This window comes from Streptomyces sp. NPDC015139, from assembly GCF_043079785.1.
GTDB classification, from domain to species: domain Bacteria; phylum Actinomycetota; class Actinomycetes; order Streptomycetales; family Streptomycetaceae; genus Streptomyces; species Streptomyces albidocamelliae.
Window position 1 is genome coordinate 302,463 of sequence record NZ_JBIBUW010000011.1, and the last position, 17,694, is coordinate 320,156.

The 17,694-nt window shown below is 69.4% G+C and carries 17 protein-coding genes; 14 read left to right on the top strand and 3 right to left on the bottom strand.

The genetic code is table 11. The features are described 5' to 3' along the window. Nucleotides 1-62: 62 nt before the first annotated feature. A complete protein-coding gene (locus ACF08B_RS28515; protein ID WP_392320002.1) occupies nucleotides 63-827 on the bottom strand; it encodes a DNA-methyltransferase in 765 nt (254 codons plus the stop codon). Nucleotides 828-1,462: 635 nt separating this feature from the next. Here ACF08B_RS28515 and ACF08B_RS28520 point away from each other — a divergent pair. The 7 genes from ACF08B_RS28520 (at nucleotide 1,463) to ACF08B_RS28550 (ending at nucleotide 8,636) form a co-directional block, all read left to right on the top strand. Beyond that, the gene (locus ACF08B_RS28520; protein WP_392320043.1) at nucleotides 1,463-2,590 is read left to right on the top strand and encodes a C40 family peptidase; all 1,128 of its coding nucleotides are present in this window, start codon (nucleotides 1,463-1,465) and stop codon (nucleotides 2,588-2,590) included. A 68-nt stretch (nucleotides 2,591-2,658) separates the two neighbouring features. Continuing rightward, nucleotides 2,659-2,967: a DUF6112 family protein gene (locus ACF08B_RS28525; RefSeq protein WP_392320003.1), complete on the top strand. Its 309-nt coding sequence runs from the start codon at nucleotides 2,659-2,661 to the stop codon at nucleotides 2,965-2,967. 230 nt (nucleotides 2,968-3,197) lie between these two features. Continuing rightward, a complete protein-coding gene (locus tag ACF08B_RS28530) occupies nucleotides 3,198-3,653 on the top strand; it encodes a hypothetical protein (protein ID WP_392320004.1) in 456 nt (151 codons plus the stop codon). A gap of 31 nt (nucleotides 3,654-3,684) precedes the next feature. Continuing rightward, the gene (locus tag ACF08B_RS28535; protein ID WP_392320005.1) at nucleotides 3,685-5,052 is read left to right on the top strand and encodes an ATP-binding protein; all 1,368 of its coding nucleotides are present in this window, start codon (nucleotides 3,685-3,687) and stop codon (nucleotides 5,050-5,052) included. Nucleotides 5,053-5,142: 90 nt separating this feature from the next. Beyond that, nucleotides 5,143-6,612 carry an SCO6880 family protein gene (locus ACF08B_RS28540; protein ID WP_392320006.1) on the top strand — a complete coding sequence of 490 codons (1,470 nt, stop codon included), beginning with the start codon at nucleotides 5,143-5,145 and terminating at the stop codon, nucleotides 6,610-6,612. 43 nt (nucleotides 6,613-6,655) lie between these two features. After that, complete coding sequence (locus ACF08B_RS28545; RefSeq protein WP_392320007.1) at nucleotides 6,656-7,111, top strand: DUF6238 family protein; 456 nt, start codon at nucleotides 6,656-6,658, stop codon at nucleotides 7,109-7,111. Between the two features lie 19 nt (nucleotides 7,112-7,130). Then, the gene (locus ACF08B_RS28550) at nucleotides 7,131-8,636 is read left to right on the top strand and encodes an ATP-binding protein (RefSeq protein ID WP_392320008.1); all 1,506 of its coding nucleotides are present in this window, start codon (nucleotides 7,131-7,133) and stop codon (nucleotides 8,634-8,636) included. 289 nt (nucleotides 8,637-8,925) lie between these two features. Here the strand turns inward: ACF08B_RS28550 and ACF08B_RS28555 are convergent, their stop codons facing one another. Beyond that, nucleotides 8,926-9,711, bottom strand: coding sequence for an inositol monophosphatase family protein (locus tag ACF08B_RS28555; protein ID WP_392320009.1), 786 nt, complete (start codon nucleotides 9,709-9,711; stop codon nucleotides 8,926-8,928). Between the two features lie 208 nt (nucleotides 9,712-9,919). On the opposite strand from ACF08B_RS28555, the gene ACF08B_RS28560 reads away from it, so the two are divergent. After that, nucleotides 9,920-10,636, top strand: a complete 717-nt coding sequence (locus ACF08B_RS28560) for a hypothetical protein (RefSeq protein ID WP_392320010.1) — start codon at nucleotides 9,920-9,922, stop codon at nucleotides 10,634-10,636. 26 nt (nucleotides 10,637-10,662) lie between these two features. Then, nucleotides 10,663-11,436: a hypothetical protein gene (locus tag ACF08B_RS28565; protein ID WP_392320011.1), complete on the top strand. Its 774-nt coding sequence runs from the start codon at nucleotides 10,663-10,665 to the stop codon at nucleotides 11,434-11,436. A gap of 189 nt (nucleotides 11,437-11,625) precedes the next feature. Here ACF08B_RS28565 and ACF08B_RS28570 read toward each other — a convergent pair whose 3' ends face one another. Continuing rightward, on the bottom strand, nucleotides 11,626-12,294 hold the full coding sequence (locus tag ACF08B_RS28570; RefSeq protein ID WP_392320012.1) for a hypothetical protein: 669 nt from the start codon (nucleotides 12,292-12,294) through the stop codon (nucleotides 11,626-11,628). A 196-nt stretch (nucleotides 12,295-12,490) separates the two neighbouring features. Here ACF08B_RS28570 and ACF08B_RS28575 point away from each other — a divergent pair, with 196 nt between their 5' ends. From ACF08B_RS28575 to ACF08B_RS28595, 5 genes are all read left to right on the top strand, one after another. Beyond that, complete coding sequence (locus ACF08B_RS28575) at nucleotides 12,491-12,751, top strand: hypothetical protein (RefSeq protein WP_392320013.1); 261 nt, start codon at nucleotides 12,491-12,493, stop codon at nucleotides 12,749-12,751. Between the two features lie 14 nt (nucleotides 12,752-12,765). Further along, nucleotides 12,766-13,473, top strand: coding sequence for a hypothetical protein (locus ACF08B_RS28580; protein ID WP_392320014.1), 708 nt, complete (start codon nucleotides 12,766-12,768; stop codon nucleotides 13,471-13,473). A gap of 159 nt (nucleotides 13,474-13,632) precedes the next feature. Next, nucleotides 13,633-15,426: a type IV secretory system conjugative DNA transfer family protein gene (locus tag ACF08B_RS28585; protein ID WP_392320015.1), complete on the top strand. Its 1,794-nt coding sequence runs from the start codon at nucleotides 13,633-13,635 to the stop codon at nucleotides 15,424-15,426. A 336-nt stretch (nucleotides 15,427-15,762) separates the two neighbouring features. After that, complete coding sequence (locus tag ACF08B_RS28590; RefSeq protein ID WP_392320016.1) at nucleotides 15,763-16,941, top strand: DnaB-like helicase N-terminal domain-containing protein; 1,179 nt, start codon at nucleotides 15,763-15,765, stop codon at nucleotides 16,939-16,941. After that, entirely contained in the window at nucleotides 16,938-17,540 is a 603-nt protein-coding gene (locus ACF08B_RS28595; protein ID WP_392320017.1) for a hypothetical protein, read from the top strand. Before ACF08B_RS28590 ends, ACF08B_RS28595 begins: the two co-directional genes overlap by 4 nt. Nucleotides 17,541-17,694 lie beyond the last annotated feature (154 nt).

Consider the following 17,694-nt stretch of genomic DNA (forward strand, 5'->3'; position numbering starts at 1 on the left):
CTAGCGACGCCTCGCCAGGGCAGCCCACGAGGCAGCACCATCGAGGCTACCCTGATGGCTTGTCAGTCATCGCCAGGGCCTGCGAGAACGAAGTCCTCACGGGTGCGAGTCTGTTGCATCGCCTGCAACAGTCGCTCTTCGGCGATGTCGGCGTAGTGTTCGGAGAGTTCGACGCCGATGAAACTGCGGCCTTCGCGCAGTGCGGCGACGCCGGTCGTGCCGGAGCCGGCGAAGGGGTCGAGGACCGTGCCGCCCGGCGGGCAGATCTTCACCAGCTCCTGCATCACTTCGACGGGCTTCTGCGTGATGTGCACACGGTTTTTCCTGGGCTGGCTCGCGGTGTAGAGACCGGGCAGGTAGACGGGGTTCCGGTCAGAGTCGACTGGGCCCTTGGTGCCCCAGACGATGTACTCGCAGGACTGCTTGAGCCGCCCCTTCTGCGGCCGGGAGACTGGCTTGTGCCATGCCGCGATGCCGCGCCAAGTCCAGCCGGCGGCCTGGAGCGCGTCGGTCGTGGTGGGCAGCTGCCTCCAGTCGGTGAAGACGAGCGCGGCGCCCGACTCGACGGTTGCCCGGTAGGACTCCGTGAGCAGGAGGGTGAGCCAGAAGCCGTACGAGCGCTGGTCGCGGTTTTCGCCCGGGAAGTTGGCGAGGTCATGCTCGGCGTCGGCTGAGGTGTACTTCGCGCGGGCGCTGCGGCCTGTTCGTTCGCTGCTGGTTCGGCCGCCACTGTTGTAGGGCGGGTCTGTGATGACGGCATCGACGCTGTTGTCGGCGATGCCGGCCAGGGCGGCCAACGCGTCCGCTCGGTGCAAGGTGTACGGCATAGTGCGGTTCTCTCATTCCGAGGGGATGGTAGTGCGCGGATTCAGCGTTCCTGGAATTCCGCACACGTCGGCGTGAGTCGCTCCCGGAGCTGCAGAAGCAGCCGTCTGGGGAGAGCGATGAGCTGGAGAGTAACCGCCGTTCCCGGCCGCACCCAATGCTGCTCAGCCTCCAGGTGACGAGCCCCGGCTGTCAGCCACGGCGTCGTTTGGTGCGGCCGGAATTCGTCTCTACAGTCTCGCCGTGTTCGACGGACGGGACTCAGTTCCCGGCCTGTTGAGCTGTGCTGATGCGTGTTGCCTCGTCCATCTGGCGGCACGGAAGGCACACACGAGGCAGCCTGACATTTCGGCCAGGGAGATTTCCTGTGTGGCTTGTGAGATTACGAGCGCGGCTGGCTGCCGCTCTCCAGTAAGGGGGTCCCGAAGGCCGGAAGTCAGCTGCTCGACCTTTGGGCCCCCATTCTCTGGTCTCAAGTGATGTGAATTCCCGACCAGTGTGGTTCCCGTGACCTTTTCGACGAGAACGCTGGTGCTGCGCTGCCTACAAGTAAGGAGCTGCTGATGCAGTATGCCCAGGCACGCCCTTCCCCTGAGTCCGGCTCGCCCACCCCCAGTTCGACGGACGGCCCGTGGCCGTGAAGCCGGGCGTGGCGATAGCAGGGGCAGTGGCTCTCGGCCCACTGCTGCTGATCGCCCCACTCGCAATCGCTCTGGTTGGCGCGAACAGCGCCCAAGCCGCCTGCACGGGCGGCGATGCACAGACTTTGGATTCCGCAACGGTCGCCACGCAGATGGAGTCGATCCTCAAAAGGGGTACCAAGGCCACAGCATCGGTCCCAGGGTTGGACGATCCCGCGGAACAGATCCCGAACGCCAAAACGATCCAGGCCACCGGCGTCGCCATGAAGGTGCCGGCTCGTGGACAGGTCGTTGCTCTGGCTACAGCCCTGCAGGAGTCGGGGCTGCGGAATCTGGACTACGGCGACCGGGATTCGCTCGGCCTCTTCCAGCAGCGCCCCAGTCAGGGCTGGGGGACGGCCCAAGAGGTCCGCGACCCGGTGCACGCCTCGACGAAGTTCTACGAGGCGCTGCTGAAGGTCCCGGGGTGGCAGTCCATGACCGTCGGGCAGGCTGCGCAGGCGGTTCAGCAGAGCGGCTTTCCCGACGCGTACGCCAAGTGGGAGCCGCTGGCCACGGCTCTGCAGAAGGCCATCACCAAGGCGCTCTCAGCGGAGCCAGATTCTGACAAGGGTGACAAGAGCGAGCAGCCGGACTCGATACCCGCCGGGTGCGGCTCTGGTGAGGACGGAGCCGAGTTCGGTCCGATCCCCGCTGGCTCTGTCCCCAAGGGCTACAAGATCCCGGCTGGTGCACCCAAGTCGGTGCGCACCGCCATCCGCTGGGGTCTCGGCCAGCTCGGCACCCCTTATCAGTGGGGCGGCGCGTGCACCGATCCGCACGGCCAGGACCCGATGGGCCGCTGCGACTGCTCATCCCTGATGCAGGCGTCGTACAAGGCCGGTGGCATCTCGATCTCCCGGACCACGTACACACAGGTCAAGGAAGGCAAGGCGGTCAGCGTCGACGCTCTCGAGCCGGGTGATCTCCTCTTCACCCGCGGCACGGCCGAAGTCCCGGAGCACGTCGGGATGTTCATCGGTGACGGTCTGATCCTGCAGGCGCCACGCACCGGCGACGTGGTCAAGATCTCGACCCTCGCCGACTGGCGGCCGGACGTTCTCGCCGCCCGCCGGATCGTCTGACCGGCTCCCTCCCCCTCTCACTCCCCCTTTTCGGGCCTTCGCGCGTCCAAAATCGTACTGGAGTTCCAATGCAGTTCATTCGGCACGCCCAGATCCTGGCGTACAACCCCGGCGTCACGCCGAGCGAGGGCGGCCTGCCCGGCCTCGACGTCCTCAAGAAGGTGATGGGCAGCATCAACCTGTTCGGCATCATCGCCGCGGTCGGCGCCCTCGCTATCTCCGCCCTCGTGTGGGCCTGGGGCCACCACAGCGGCGGCCACCAGGCGGAGGCCAACGGCAAGAAGGGCACGGTGGTCGCCGCCGGCTGCGCTCTGCTGCTCGGCGCGGCCAACGGCATCGTCGCGTTCTTCTCGGCGATGGGGACGCAGGTTCACTGATGTCGAAGGCACGTTTCCCTTCCGCTGGAAAGCGGACGTACGGAGCCCCATCCGCTGTTCTGCGCCGCGCCTTGATCGGCGGCGTTGTCCTCGCTGTTCTGCTGTCGGTCGCCGGTCTGGTCGCGTACTTCACCCGCACGGAGAACACAGCCCAGGCGAATGCCGTCCCCGCGCCGGCGTCCTCCTCGGCGTCTCCCTCCCCGACTGCCACTGGACATGCCAGGGTCGCTGTGGCCTCGCCGCCCAAGACCACCGATCCGATCGAGTTCGCCAAGGCCGCCACCAGGGTCCTGTGGACCTACGACACCCGGTCCGTCTCACAGGCCGAACACCTGGCCGGCCTCAAGCGGTGGATGACCAAAGAGAAGAAGTACGCCGACTGGAAGTCGGTCATGGACCAGGTGCCCAGTCCAGTGCTGTGGTCGCGGATGCGCGACGGTGGGCAACACGCCAGCGCCACGGTCGGCGAGGGCCACTTCCCGCAGGCGTTCAAAACCGCCCTGGCCCAGGACCCCGGTGCGATCACCGAGGTGTACGTCTACGCCGTCACGGTCACCGGCAAGCAGTCCATCGCCTGGAAGGGCTCGGGCAGCGGAGCGGAATCCCGCTCGACGACCCTCGCCGTCCAGTGCCGCCCCCACCGCAACTGCGCCCTCGTCGGCGTGCTGCCGAACGTGGCGCCGTGATCGCCACCGGTTCCCGAAAGGAGGTGCCCTCATGGGAGCTTGCGATCTGCCCGTGATGCAAACGGTCTGTAACACCATCGGCGGTGTCGTCGGGTCCACCGGCGAGGCGGTCACCGATGGCATCGGCGCCTGGATCGCCAAATCGATGGGCGAACTGGCCCAGGCTGCTGCGGACCTGGCTTCGAAGGCTGTCGACAAGACCACGGCCATCGACCTGAATGCCGAATGGTTCCGGAGCAACTACGAACTGATCCTGCCCATCGGCCTCGTCCTGACCGTCGGCACGTTCTGTCTGCAGCTCACCCGCGCCGCTTGGAGGCGGGACGAACGCGCACTCGTTCAGGCGGTGTACGGCACCGTGGCCGGGGTGCTGTTCGCGTTCGCCGCCATCGCCTGCACCACCGTCGCACTGACCGTGGTCGACGCGCTCAGTGCCGGCCTGTTCAAGGCGGCGAACAGTTCGGTGGACGACGCGATCCGGCGCGTCGTCGAGGTCAACGACCTGGGTCCTATGTACGCGTTGGGCTGGACGATCCCCGCCATGGTCGGCCTCGGCTGTGCTGTCGGCGCATTCCTGTATTGGGCCGTGATGGTCGCCCGCAAGGTCGGCATCCTGATCCTGGTGACGCTGGCCGTGTTCGCCGGAGCCGGCGGCGGCTGGGAAGTCGCCCGGCGCTGGCGCCGTGGCTGGGTCGAGGCGACTGCGACCCTGGTCGTCAGCAAGCTGTTGATGACGATCGTGTTCCTGCTGGGTGTCTCGGCCATGGGCAAGACCGATGCTTCAGACGGGCTCAGCGCTCTGTCTGATGCCATGGCGGGAATCGTCGTGATGGTGCTGGTGATGCTGTGCCCGTACGCGACGTACAGGTTCGTGCACTGGGCTGCCGACGGCTCGGGGCATGACGATCTGCACCGTACGGGTGTTGCAGGGATGGCGGTGGCGGCCGGTGCGGCGAAGACCGCGGGGCAGCTCGCAGTTCAGGCTGGCACGGGAATGCGGGCTCCTCAGGGGCCGGCGACGGTGCCGGGCCAGGGCTCGGGCGGCGAGGCCTCCGGTATCGATCCGACGGGCGGACCTAGTGGTGACGGCAAGCCGAAGCAGACCCATTTCCGCTTCGGTGAGGACCCGGGCGCGGCCGGCGACAAGGGCCGGGCGTTGATCCGCCGTCCTCCCACACAGGGCGACCGCGGAGTCCCGCTCATCCGGCGCCCCGGGAGTCCGGCGGCCGACTCGGCACCGGTGGGCTCCGGGCCGATGCCGCACGGCGCCTCGGTCGCGCCGCCACGGGTCACGCACCTGGACCCGCCGGCACCACCGCGTAGCGGTCCTCCACCGCAGGGTGGTGCCACCCCACCGGGGTGGAACTATCCCGGGCCAGCGGACCGGCCGGGATCGTAGCCCGCCGCTGACGGGGTGGGCCGGAGCTCCGCTCGGCCTGCCCCGTCTTCCGCTTCCTCCTTCTCCTCACGTTCCAAGGACGGCTTCGCCATGCTCACTGACGCTCCGCACCCCGATGGACCGGCCACGGTCAAGTTCCCCCACCGCTCACGCCGGGGCGTGCTGCTCGGTCTCTCGGCCCCTCAGCTGATCGTCGTGTCCGCCTGCGGTCTGTTCCTGCTCGCGGTGCTGCTCACCTTCGGTCTGACCGGAGCGCTCAAGCTCGCACCGCTGTGGGCCGTTGTCCTGGCGGCGGTCTTCGTCCGCCACCGCGGGCGCGCGCTCGCCGACTGGGCCCCGATCGCGATCCGGTACGCGCTCCGGCGGTTCCGGGGGCAGGTGCTCTGGCTCACCCGTCCGTCCACCCGGCCTCAGCGAGAAGGCCTGCTCCACCTGCCGGGCACGGCCGCCTCCCTGCGGGTGGCCACCTCGCCGGACGGCCGCCTCGGCGCGGTTCACGATCCGCACCACGCGACCCTCACCGCCGTGGTGAAGGTCTCCTCCCGCGCCTTCGCCCTCCTCGACCAGGCCGCCCAGGCCAGCAACGTCGCAGGATGGGGACGCACGCTGGCCGCGCTCGCGCGCACCGGGCACATCGCCCGCGTCCAGGTCTTGGAGCGCACCGTCCCCGACTCCGGCGACGCGCTCAACCGCTACTGGCACGAGCACGGCAACGCCCAGACCCCACTCGCAGGTCCGGTCTACGGCGACCTGCTCGCCGCCGCCGGCCCCGCCGCGGCACCCCACGAGGCGTACGTCGCCATCGCCCTCGACCTCAAGGCCGCCCGCCGTCTGATCAACCAGGCCGGCGGCGGGCTCACCGGAGCCTTCGCCGTCCTGGCCCAGCTCGCCTCCACATTCGACCAGGCAGCCCGTACCTCCGGCCTCACGCCCGGGGGCTGGCTGCCCGCCCGCGAGATCGCCGCCGTGATCCGCACCGCGTACGACCCCAAAGCATCGGCCGCCCTCGACCAGTGGTCCGACTCGGGCCGTCCGCAGGCCGACCCCGCTGCCGCCGGACCGGTCGTCCTGGTAGAGAAGGCCGACCGCGTCCAGACCGACTCGGCGCACCACGCCACGTTCTGGATCGAGAACTGGCCGCGCATCGAGACCGACCCCGGCTTCCTCCACCAGCTCCTGTTCACCACCGGCGTGCGCCGTACCCTCTCGCTGACCTACGAACCCAAGGGACTGGACGCCGCCCTCAAGGACGTACAGCGCAAGAAGGCCACCGTGATCGCGGACGCCGCCGAGCGGGTCCGCAAGGGCCAGGTCGACTCCGAAGAGGACTCGGTCGAGTACGCCGACATCAAACAGCGCGAGCGCCAGCTCATCGCCGGACACGCAGATGTCGCGCTCACCGGCCTGCTCACCGTGAGCGCGGACACCGACGAGGAACTCAACGCCGCCTGCGCCGCCATCGAGACCGCTGCCGTCGCCGCCCTCGTCGACCTGCGCCTACTGACCTGGCAGCAGGCCGAAGCCTTCACCAACGCCGCTCTGCCGCTCGCCCGCCCGTAGCGCAGCCAAGCACCATCGACCGCGCTCTACCGAAGGGCACCCCATGCCGACCGAGCCCCTGCCCGAACTGGCTCCGGACTTCGTCCCGTTCGCCACCGCCGCGCTCGACTTCCACCAGGCCATCAACATCCCCGTCGCCCCGGTCGCCGCCAGCCGCACCGAACTGGACTCCCTGCACGCCCACCTGGTCGCCCTGTACGGACTGCTGGACACGCACACCGCGCGGACGTCTCCAGTAGCTCCCGCGGAGGGCGATCACCTGAGGGCCTGTCGTATCCGGCTGTGGCAGGCAGCCGAGCACCTCCACGCCGCGTACCACGCGGCCCCACACCCGGTCGCCGGCCATCTTCCTTCTCGGGAGGAGTGCCGGACCCGCCTTCCCGAAGGCGCCCCCGACCTCGCCGTGTGCCAGCGCCACCTCGCCACCGCCGCCCGAGTCCGCCGTGACCACACCCCGGCCGACCTGCGCGACCCCTTCACCGGCCTCACCCGCCACTGACCACCGGAGCACCACCGCCATGCCCACCCGAACCACCCGCGCCAGCGCCAGTCCGCTGTTCGTCCCCCGCAAGACCGACCGCCGCACGGCCCGCGCCGCCCGTGACCAGTTCGCCGCTGCCCGCGACAAGGCCCGCCACGCCGCACAGCCCGAATCCCGCCGCGCCATGACCGGCATCGATCCCGAGCTGCACGCCACCTACCCGGTCACCGGTCGCCCAGGTCCCGCCTCCGCCCGCGGCGGCCGTCTGAAGCTCCCCGCCCACCGGATGACCACCGCAACCGCCTCCGGCGCCTACCCCTTCCTCGCCGAGGGCGGCCTGGGTGCCCAGGGCATCTACGTGGGCCGCGACGTGCACGCGGAAGCCGCCTTCACCTACGACCCGTTCGCGCTGTACGGGCGGCTCGACGGCTTCACAAACCCGAACATCCTGCTCGCCGGGATCATCGGCATGGGCAAGTCCGCTCTGGCCAAGTCCCTCGCCGTGCGCGCGGTAGCCTTCGGCTACCGCATCTACGTGCCCTGCGACCCCAAGGGCGAGTGGACCGTGGTCGCCCAGGCGCTAGGCGGGCAGTCCATCGCGCTCGGTCCCGGCCTTCCCGGCCGGTTGAATCCGCTGGACGCCCCCGCCCGACCGTTCGGCGTCAGCGAGGAGGACTGGGCAGGTGAAGTCCGCAAACGGCGTCTGCTTCTCCTCGGCTCGCTCGCGAAGACCGTTCTGCGGCGCGACCTGCACCCAACGGAGCACACCGCCCTGGACGTGGCACTCGACCAGGCAGTCACGCACGCCGAAGCCTCCGGGACCACCCCCCTGCTCGGCGACGTCGCATGCGTACTCGGCTCGCCCGCACGCCTCGACGCCGCAGTAGGCGACCTGTCCGGACGTCTCGGGCAGGCGGCCGAGGACCTGGCCCACGCACTGCGACGCCTCATCCACGGTGACCTGGCCGGCATGTTCGACGCGCCGAGCACCGTGGCCTTCGACCCGGCCGCGCCGATGCTCACCATCGACCTATCCCGGCTCGGCGGCGCCGGCGACGACACAGCACTCGTCCTCGCGATGACATGCGCTTCGGCATGGATGGAGTCCGCGCTCGCCGACCCCACCGGCGGACGGCGCTGGGTGATCTACGACGAGGCATGGCGCGTGATGCGACACGTCGCCCTGCTGGAACGCATGCAGAGCCAGTGGAAGCTCAGCCGAGGGCTCGGTATCGCCAACATGATGGTCATCCACCGCCTCAGCGACCTACTCACGGCAGGCGACGCCGGCTCCCGGGGCCGCGCACTGGCCGAGGGCCTGCTCACCGACTGCTCCACCCGCATCATCTACCGCCAGGAAGCCGACCAACTCGCTTCCGCGGCTTCCCTGCTGGGCCTCACCGGTGTCGAGACGCAGGCTGTTTCCGCCCTCACCAAGGGACGTGGTCTGTGGAAGGTCGCAGGCAGGTCGTTCATCACTCAACATCTGCTCCATCCGCATGAACGCGAGTTGTTCGACACCGACGCCCGGATGCACGCCTGAGCCATCTGCTCGCGGTCAAGTCCTTCCTGACAAGGGGGAACCAACGCGTCGTCTCGGCTCCCCCTCTCCGCCCCGCCGCACCACGCCCTCGGTACAGAAAGTCACGCCCGTGCACCTGAAGCGCACGATCCACCGCGGCACGCGCCGCCTCGCCCAGCTCTACGCTGACGCCTCCAAGGCCAACGCTGCACACGGCCGAGCCTCCATGGACACAGGCCCGTTGGACCCGCTGACGGCGACCCGGCGAATGGCCGGCCGACGTCCTGCTGGGCACAAGGACTGCGAAGGCTCATAGGCCGTCAAGCAGTTGCAGCATGTCTTCCCGAAGCCCCGGCGCGGTGACGACAGTGGCTGTGGACCGCAAGCTGTGCGGCGAGCCGTCCAGGTCCATCACGACAGCGCCGGCCTCTCTGGCGATCGCAACTCCAGCCGCCATGTCCCAGGGATGGTTGCTGAGTGTGATGCTGGCATCGAGCTTGCCAGATGCTACACATACAAGATCAATGGCGGCCGAGCCGAGCATGCGGACACGCAGCGCACGCTCAGCGAGGAGGCCGGTCAGGGCTAGACGCCGCACGTTTCGCTCCTGGGCTCGTGCCCCGACTGCGTAGTCACCGATCGCAACGATGGCTTCGCCCAGAGCCTTCGTGTGGCTCGCCTGGATCGGCTGGTCGTCGGCATAGGCGCCATGCCCCTCGGCAGCGCGGAAGCGACGCCGCAGGAAAGGCAGGTCGATCGCCCCCAAAACCGAGCGGTTGTGGTCAACAAGTCCCAGCGAAACTGCGCACAGCGGCAGGCCGTTCACCAGGTTCGCCGTGCCGTCGACTGGGTCAAGCGCCCAGGTGAGGGGACCGTCGACCCCCGTCCCGCCGTTCTCCTCACCCAGGAAACCGATCTCCGGCGTCTCCTTTTGCAGGAAACTGCGTACTCGGTCCTCAACCGCCAAGTCGATCTCGGAGACCATGTCCCGGTCGCCCTTGGCACGGACCGCCCCCACGGTCATCTCGGTAACCAACGTCGACGCCTGGTCAAGAGCCGCATCGGCGATCTGCAGCAGCAGCCCAACGTCAGTCATTCGCTTCCCGCCTCTCCCACAAGGTCTCGAAGATCTGCTAGGTCGCCGCAGCAATCGCGACGACCGCCAGGCTGTCGACCATCCGCTTCTTCAGCAGCAGCTGGACCACGCTCACGCTGACTAGCGCAGATTTCCGGCTCTACCAAGTCCGCCTTCCGGCCTCATCCTCGTCCTCCCCACGGCCCCGACCTCTGCGAGGTGCATCTTCGTGGCGGAAACACGCCCGCACATCACCGTCGGCCACCACGACCGGTACGGCGTCGTGGCGGCGACGTCCCACGACAACCACGTCGCCGAGCACATCCTGCGACTCGTCGGCTTCGAGCGGCTGTCCGGCAGCACTCTGTACGGCCTGACCGATCCACACCGTGACCCCGTCCGGCGTGCGGCGCAAGCGGTGCAGTCATTGCGGGCTGCGCAGTACAGCGTCACTTCTGATGTTGCCTACGACCTTCAGCCCCGCACCCGGCTCGGCGCGAACCGAGGTCTCCTCGACCGACTGGAGAAACCTTCCGTCTCGACGGTGCCCACCGTCGAGCGGGCCGTCGTCGCCTCGGCCCGCGTGCTCGACGCCGACATCAAGAACGGCTGGATCGTCGTTCACGACCAGGTCCGTGATCCCGAGGGGGCCCTGCGTGCGGTGGGCACGGACACGCGCACCCGTGAGGGCGTCCTGCTCCACGGCGAGGGTGACCACCGCTATGTCGAGACCCGGCTGGCCAGCACGGACCTCGCCTTCGACGCCTTCTCCTACATCCGCGGCAACGGGCGCCCCGATCCGACGCCTTCGACACAACAGCGCCGGGCGCATGCCACCACCACAGTCTCTCCGGCCCGGGCGGGTGTACCGCTGGCACGACATCTCACCGTCGCCGTCGAGTACCGCCCTGCCCTTTCCGCCCCACAGCCGGTCCGCACCCGCTAGGCCGCGCAAACCGAGGAGCCCTCTCGATGACCCTGCAACTCGAACCAGACGTCGCCTTCGGGATGCACCCTGCCTTCGGCGTGGCCGCCGCCGTCGCGGACGACCGTCCGTACCTAGACGAGGTCCTGCGCAAGCACCGCTTCCGCTACAGCGAGTATCTCGACGTCTACCTGCTGGCGGATGACACGCCCCACAACACAGCGGTGCGCACCGTGGCCAGCGCGACCCGCGAGTTCCAGGAAGCCGGTCTCGCCGTCGCAGCCGATCCCAGGATCATGATCCCGCCACCGGTCCCCACTCCGGACGGAGCCCGGGTGCGGGCGGCCCAACCCGGCCAGTCCCTCACCGCGTTGACCGGGCAACTCCACGAGCTGCGCCGCGCGGCGGACGTCTCCGAAGTCCTAGGCGAGATCCTCCACGAGCACCACGGCGTCGTGCCCGACCTGGAGGAGTTCATCGACACAGCTGCTGCCTGGTGCGAGCGGCTCGGCACGTCCAGCGGTCACGAACTGAGCCTTCACCTGCGCAGCATCGCCCATCATGTTGCCTTCCTCGGTGACCAGCTCGTTGGAGCCCAGCTCGAACTGGCCGTCATGCCCGACGCGACTCCTGAGAACGCGCCTCCCCTGGCCGAGGTGCCGTCGCCGGACCGGCAGGAGTGGCTTCGGGTCACGCACACCGCGCGAGCGCGCGCCGCCGTGGCGTCGTCTCCCAACCGCCCGGCCAGCACCCCGATGCCTCAGGGCGAGGCGGTGCCGCGTCCCCAGGCTGCTCCGACCGACCCAAGTCGTACGCGCTGATCTCCCTTCCTCGACCTTCAAGGAGCCCGGCTCATGGCCGTGAAGAAGTTCTGGACCATCGACCACGCCTGCGGTCACACCACCGAGGCCGATCTCTCCCACCGTTCGGCCGACCGGCGTGCCGGATACGCCCGCGCCAGCATGCCCCTGAGCCGCAGGACGACCGTGCTCACGGAGGATTCGCAGCTATCACTCCGTCTGGCCACTCAACTCTGCCCAGGTGTAACTGTCCATACTGTCGTGAGGGCCGATCCTGGAGAGTTCCGAGCCGTCGCGCCCCACAGCCACGATGAGCGGTCGTATCTGCCAGTGACCTGCGGACGGGGACTTCCAGACCACGATGAGCCTGCCGTGCCCAGGCACCTCGATCCGTCGGTCGCCGAGGAGGAGATGATCCACTTCGACCGCCACCTGAAGTTCGTTCGACCCGACCCACGGGGCCGTCCCGATGCCGTCCGGATGACGATGCCGCAGGCGGTACGCGTAGCTCAGCCCACCTGCGCCTCCACCGACCTCGATCATGCCGACCTGTCCCGGCTGGCCCGACGCCAGCCTCTCCGCAGGCAGGTCACCATCCGACCTACTGCCACCGCCTGCGTACTGCCATTTCTCGCCGCAGCGCTCAATCAGTGCCGTACGCGTCTCGGCCTTCCCGGACCCGGGACGCCAGACCAGCCAGACAGCGCCGACACCCGCGTCCCGGTCGACGTCACCCGACACCAGGGTCAGCCAACGGCGAGGCAACCAACCAGGCTGCGACACCTCGCCGTTGACCACGCGTCGGACCAGCCTGGGCAGAATGATCTCCATCCAGCGGTCGATACGGCGTATCCGGCGCAACTCCGCGCGAGTGGACATACACACACGGTACCCAGCAGTGAAGCCCGCGACGACGGAACGCGAGCTCGAATCGCACTCGATCCGGTGAAGTGCAGATAAGCACTGACTGCTGGCGGCCCTCCCTCGAGGAGGGCACCGAGGCCAAGGCCGAGTGGCTCGCTAAGCAGAGGACACCGAGCAGGCCAAAGCCGGGGAGTGGTCCGAGCGCTACCGCATGCCCCTGCTGGACGGCACCGACCGCGCGGTCGCCTGGGCCAGGCTCTGTCGCCACCAGCTCGTCTCCGCCGCGTACAGCGCGCTCGTCGTCGAGGGAACGGCGAGCGAGGCGGAGTGGGAGGCCATAGAGGACGCCGTACGCCTCCTGACCCGCGCAGGTTGGTGGATCGACCAGCGCGACGCCGACCCCGGGGACCTGCCCGAGTTGCTGGAAGCCACCACCGCGAGCGACCGGCCGACCGAGAACCCCCACTTCTGATCGGAAGACCCACGATGCCCATCCCACCCGACGTCGTCATCGCACGCCATCCGACCGGCGACGTCACCGCTGCAGGCGGAGACGAACTCGCCGCCACGCTCCTCAAGCGTGCCGGCTTCGTCATCGAGACGACGCCCCTTTCCTTCTGGTACCGCCTGCCCTGGGACATGGGCGAAGCCCGCGAGAACCAGATGGCCAGCCACGCGGCCCGCATGCTCACCGCCGTCGGCTACCGCGTCGACCTCGGTCACGACCTGCACGTCGACACCTTCACCACGCCCTCCGACCCCCAGGGCAAACGCGTCCATGGCCAACAGATTCTGCGGCTGACCGACGAATTCAACGGCGCCGAGACGTACGAGACCGCCGCCGACCTCACCGAGCACGTCCTCGATCGCAACGACGGCGTGCTCGTCCGCCTCAGCGAGTTCTTCGAGGCCGCCGCCGAGCAGGCCAAAGCGTCCGAGACCGACGCCGGCTGGGACCTTTCATGTGACTTCGCGGAAGCTGCCGCGACGCTCAGCTCCCTCAGCGAGGACCTCCACGACGCCGCGCACCATCTGCGGTCACTCGATCGTCCAGCGAAGCCGAACTGGCAGACGAAGGTCGCGAACTACTACGGGACCGCTCCGGCCCCCAAGCGCTCCGGGCAGCCGACCGCCGGGCCCGCGCCGTCATCCGCCGCTCCGCCGCCCACGTCGAAGCCGAACCGGACGCGCTGACCACCGCGCCGCCTACGCCCCCGGACAACGCGGCCACCGCCCCGCCTCGACTCCCTCCCCCCGCCGACCGCAGCCCGCCAGGAGCCCACTCGTGATCGCAAGAAGAACTCGTCGGCCCCAGCACACCGTCCACCTCGCACCACGTATCGGGACCGCGCTTTGTCTCCTGCACGCACCAGCACACCCTCGACCACCACCGGCACCGACTTCATGCTGTACCTGATGTTGTCCGTCGCCGCCCTCGGCATGGGGGCAGGGACGCTGGCCTGGTTCTTCGGCAATGGCGCCAACTCCCTCACCGGGTCCGGCTCCTGGGCACCGTACGAGCCGACCGACGCGCTGCTGCACCCTCATGAGGTCTGGCCACACCTTTCGCTGCCTGTCCTCGTCGGCGCCTGCTACGTCCTGCCCGCGCTCGCCTTCCTGGCCTCCGCGCTGCTCGGTGTGAAGGTGTGGCTGCGCCTGCGCCGCAACACCAAGGGGCTGGCCGACCAGCGCGATCTGGCCGACCTGATGCCCAAGAAGATCGCGACCAAGGCGATCGCTCTCCGTCCGAGCTTCAAGGGCACCAAGCCCAAGGACGTCGCGCCGGACGACCGCGGCGTTCTGCTCGGCACGCTCGCGCCCGGTGCGCGCGAGGTCCGCTCCTCGTGGGAGGACGTGATCTTGGCGATCATGGCGCCCCGGTCCGGTAAGACTTCCGGTCTGGCGATCCCGGCGATCCTGCGGGCGCCCGGACCGGTGCTGCTGACCTCCAACAAGGCGGCGCGCGACGCCTACACCGCCACGCTCGCAGCCCGCGCCGGAGCGGGCACGGTGTGGACGCTCGATCCGCAGCAGATCGCCTACGCACCCCAGACGATGTGGTGGGACATCCTCGCCGACGCCCGTGATCTCGCCGGGGCCCGTCGGTTGGCCGGGCACTTCGTGACCGCCTCCGTGGACGAGTCGAGCGCGGGTGACTTCTGGTCCACCGCCGCCGCGAACACGCTCACCGCGCTGTTCCTCGCCGCCGCACGCGACCGACGGCCGATCACCGACGTCCTGGCGTGGCTCGCCTCACCGGCGGATCGCACCCCCGTCGACCTGCTCCAGGACGCCGGACTCGACGCGGCCGCCGCCCAGCTCCAGGGCACCGTGTCCGGCGCCGTCGAAACCCGCGACGGCATTTTCGAGACCGCGCGGCAGTACGCGAGCTGCCTTCTCGACCCTGCCATCGCCGCCTGGGTCACGCCGCCCAGCGGCATAGGCAAGGTCCGGGAGTTCAAGCCGGAGGCGTTCGCCACCAGCAAGGACACGCTGTTCCTGCTGTCGAAGGACGGCGGCGGCTCCGCCTCGGCGATCATCGCCGCCGCTGCCGACGCGGTGATGCGCGCGGCCGTGATCCAGGCCGAGCGCGACGGTGGGCGGCTCGACGCTCCGATGCTCGCGATCCTCGACGAGGCCGCCAACGTGTGCAAGATCGCCGACTTGCCGGACCTGTACTCGCACCTCGGCTCCCGGGGCGTCATCCCGATCACGATCCTGCAGTCCTACCGACAGGGCGTCCGGGTCTGGGGCGAGGCCGGGATGGACGCCCTGTGGTCCGCTGCGACGATCAAGCTCGTCGGCTCGGGCGTCGACGACGCCGACTTCGCGGACAAGCTCAGCCGCCTGGTGGGCGATCACGATGTCCGTACCGTTTCGGTGTCCACCAGCGAGTCAGGCAAGTCGACGTCGGTCTCCCTGCGGCAGGAGCGGGTGCTGCCGGCTGACGCGATCCGTGCTCTGCCCAAGGGCTCCGCCCTTCTGTTGGCCACCGGCATCCGCCCCGCGCTCCTCGACCTCAAGCCCTGGTACCGGGAACCGGACGCCGACCGGCTCGGCGTCGCCTCCGCCGAGGAGACCACGGCGATCACCGAGCGAGCGCTGGCCGAGAACCGCCGTCGCGACGATTTCGGCCAGGCCGCATGACCCCGGTGCTGTCAGGCCCTCGGCTGGCGAGACGCGCCGGCGGAGTCCCCAGCTGTCCCGCATCCCTCCGGGTTTTCGCCCTCGTCTTCCTGAGGTACTCCCATGTCCCACTCCCCCTCGTCCTCGGCTTCCGTCCGCCGGTCCGAGCGCCTCGCCGGCACGCCCGTCGTACGGCGTGGCGCCGACTGGTGGCTCGTGTCCGCATCCGGGTTCCCTGCTCGCCTGGGACCCTGCCTTCACAGGGGAGCTGGACCGTTTCGCCGCCGATCTGGCCGCGGCCGACCGCGCAGTCGCCGACATACGGCACCAGGACAATGCCATGCGCAAGGAACGGTCGTGACCCCGCTCGTCCACGCCGAGCAGGCCGTGCTGGGCGCGATCTTGCTGGAGCCGGGCCAGCTGGACCGGCTCTCGCCCTGGCTGCGGCCGGAACACTTCTGCCGTCCCGCGCACGCGGCGGTCTACGCCGCGATGCTCAAGCTCAAGGCCGACGGCCACCCGGCAGCGGCCACGACGGCCGGCGATCCCGTTCCGCTGGCCTGGGTGACCGACACGCTGCGTGGGGCGAGCACGCGGACCCGTGGACTCACCGCCTCGTACCTGCACTCCCTCGTGTCGGCGTGCCCGCGCCCCGGCCACGTGCCGGTGTACGGGCGGATGGTCCTGGAGGGCGCCATCCACCGCAGTGTGGCCAAGCACGCAGCCCGTCTTCACCAAGCCGCACTCGCCGACGTCCGAGCCGGCACGGTGAAGGAGACGCTCCACCATGCCCAGGTCCTGTCCGACGTACTCACTGACCTGGCTCGCGGCTGGGGCGCCGAGGCTCGTCCCGTGCAGCCCCCCGTCGCGTACGCGCCTCAGGCCGAGCCCCCTCAGCCAGTGGACGAGGAGGCCCTGGCCGACGAGGAGTTCCTCCTCGGCTGTCTCACCTCGCGCCCCGAGCAGTTGCTCGACCTGATGCGGTGGCTCCGCCCCGGTGACTTCGCCGACCCGGGACATCAGCAGATCTACCGCGCGCTGGGGGCTCTGCACCATCGTGGCGAGCCGATCGACCAGCTGACCGTGCTGTGGGAAGTCCAGCGACGCGGTGCTCTGGCCGACGGGACGCTCGATGCCGAGCGTGTGCGGCGGGTCTGCGACCCGCTGGTGGGCCTGGCCGCTGAGCACTTCGGCGAACAGGTCGTCCAAGCCTCTCTCGTCCGCACGGCCGCCGTGGCGGCCCAGCAGGTGGCAGCCCTGGCCGACCGCGACGCGCTCGCGCCCGGGCAGCTCATCGGCTACGCCCTGCACGTGCTCGGCCCGCTGGACGACATGCGCCGCCGCCTGCGCCTCGCACATGAAACCGAACCCGAACCGCGACGACCGGTCAGCCGGCCCGGTGCACCACCGCCCGCCGCCCGCATCGACGCCGCCCGCGCCCGCAGCCGCCTCGCGGACACCACTGCCCACGCGGAGCCAGTCGAGGCCTCCTGCACCGCGCTTCCTTCCCGCCCTAACCATCGGAGTCCGTCATGACCGACCCCACCGGCCGCGCGGACCTGGAGAAGGACGAAATACACGCGATGGCATGGGAATTCGAGCAGCTCCGCTCCAAGATCGTTCGGTCGTACACGCAGACCTCCCTGCCCGACCTTGTCACCGCTTCCCATCATCTCGGCGCTCTGACGGGACTGGTGAGGAACCTGTCCGACGAGGTCTTCTTCCGCGCCACCGACACCGAGCCGGGACTCGACTTCGGCCCGATCATCGCCGCCTACACCAGCGCGTCCGCCCCGGCGGGACGCGCCATGAACAACTACACCGAAGCCTTCGAGCAGCTCGGGTTCCTGCGCAGGTACGCGGAAGCCCCCGCCTCGGCAGACCTTCGCGATGCCCGGCGAGCCGCGTTCGACGTCGCGCAAGACCGGCTGGACCTCACCGTGGACTCGCTACAGGACACCTCCGTCACGCTACGGCTCACTGCCGACCGGATCGACGGCACCCCACCTCGTGTCCTCGCCGCGCTGAGCCGCTCGGCACACCCAGCGAACTCGATCTACCGCGTCCCGGACAGGCTCCCGGCGACAGAGCCGATCCGTCTCGCCTACATGCCGGTGTCCCGCCATGCGCGCTGACCATCCGCCGGCGCCGCACCGGCCGTCGATCGGGAGCCTGTGTTCCGGGTACGGCGGGTCGAGATGAACGGCGGTTCCTACACCGGAATCCCAGCCGGGCCAAACCCTGGTTTCTCCGGATCCTCGCCACCCCAACCACCCGATCTTGCAGAGG

What these genes read in the sequence shown, in the direction of transcription:
- ACF08B_RS28515 (WP_392320002.1), bottom strand. Translation starts at nt 827, where the DNA reads ATGCCGTACACCTTGCACCGAGCGGACGCGTTGGCCGCCCTGGCCGGC.
- ACF08B_RS28525 (WP_392320003.1), top strand. Translation starts at nt 2,659, where the DNA reads ATGCAGTTCATTCGGCACGCCCAGATCCTGGCGTACAACCCCGGCGTC.
- ACF08B_RS28535 (WP_392320005.1), top strand. Translation starts at nt 3,685, where the DNA reads ATGGGAGCTTGCGATCTGCCCGTGATGCAAACGGTCTGTAACACCATC.
- ACF08B_RS28540 (WP_392320006.1), top strand. Translation starts at nt 5,143, where the DNA reads ATGCTCACTGACGCTCCGCACCCCGATGGACCGGCCACGGTCAAGTTC.
- ACF08B_RS28545 (WP_392320007.1), top strand. Translation starts at nt 6,656, where the DNA reads ATGCCGACCGAGCCCCTGCCCGAACTGGCTCCGGACTTCGTCCCGTTC.
- ACF08B_RS28550 (WP_392320008.1), top strand. Translation starts at nt 7,131, where the DNA reads ATGCCCACCCGAACCACCCGCGCCAGCGCCAGTCCGCTGTTCGTCCCC.
- ACF08B_RS28555 (WP_392320009.1), bottom strand. Translation starts at nt 9,711, where the DNA reads ATGACTGACGTTGGGCTGCTGCTGCAGATCGCCGATGCGGCTCTTGAC.
- ACF08B_RS28565 (WP_392320011.1), top strand. Translation starts at nt 10,663, where the DNA reads ATGACCCTGCAACTCGAACCAGACGTCGCCTTCGGGATGCACCCTGCC.
- ACF08B_RS28570 (WP_392320012.1), bottom strand. Translation starts at nt 12,294, where the DNA reads ATGTCCACTCGCGCGGAGTTGCGCCGGATACGCCGTATCGACCGCTGG.
- ACF08B_RS28575 (WP_392320013.1), top strand. Translation starts at nt 12,491, where the DNA reads ATGCCCCTGCTGGACGGCACCGACCGCGCGGTCGCCTGGGCCAGGCTC.
- ACF08B_RS28580 (WP_392320014.1), top strand. Translation starts at nt 12,766, where the DNA reads ATGCCCATCCCACCCGACGTCGTCATCGCACGCCATCCGACCGGCGAC.
- ACF08B_RS28595 (WP_392320017.1), top strand. Translation starts at nt 16,938, where the DNA reads ATGACCGACCCCACCGGCCGCGCGGACCTGGAGAAGGACGAAATACAC.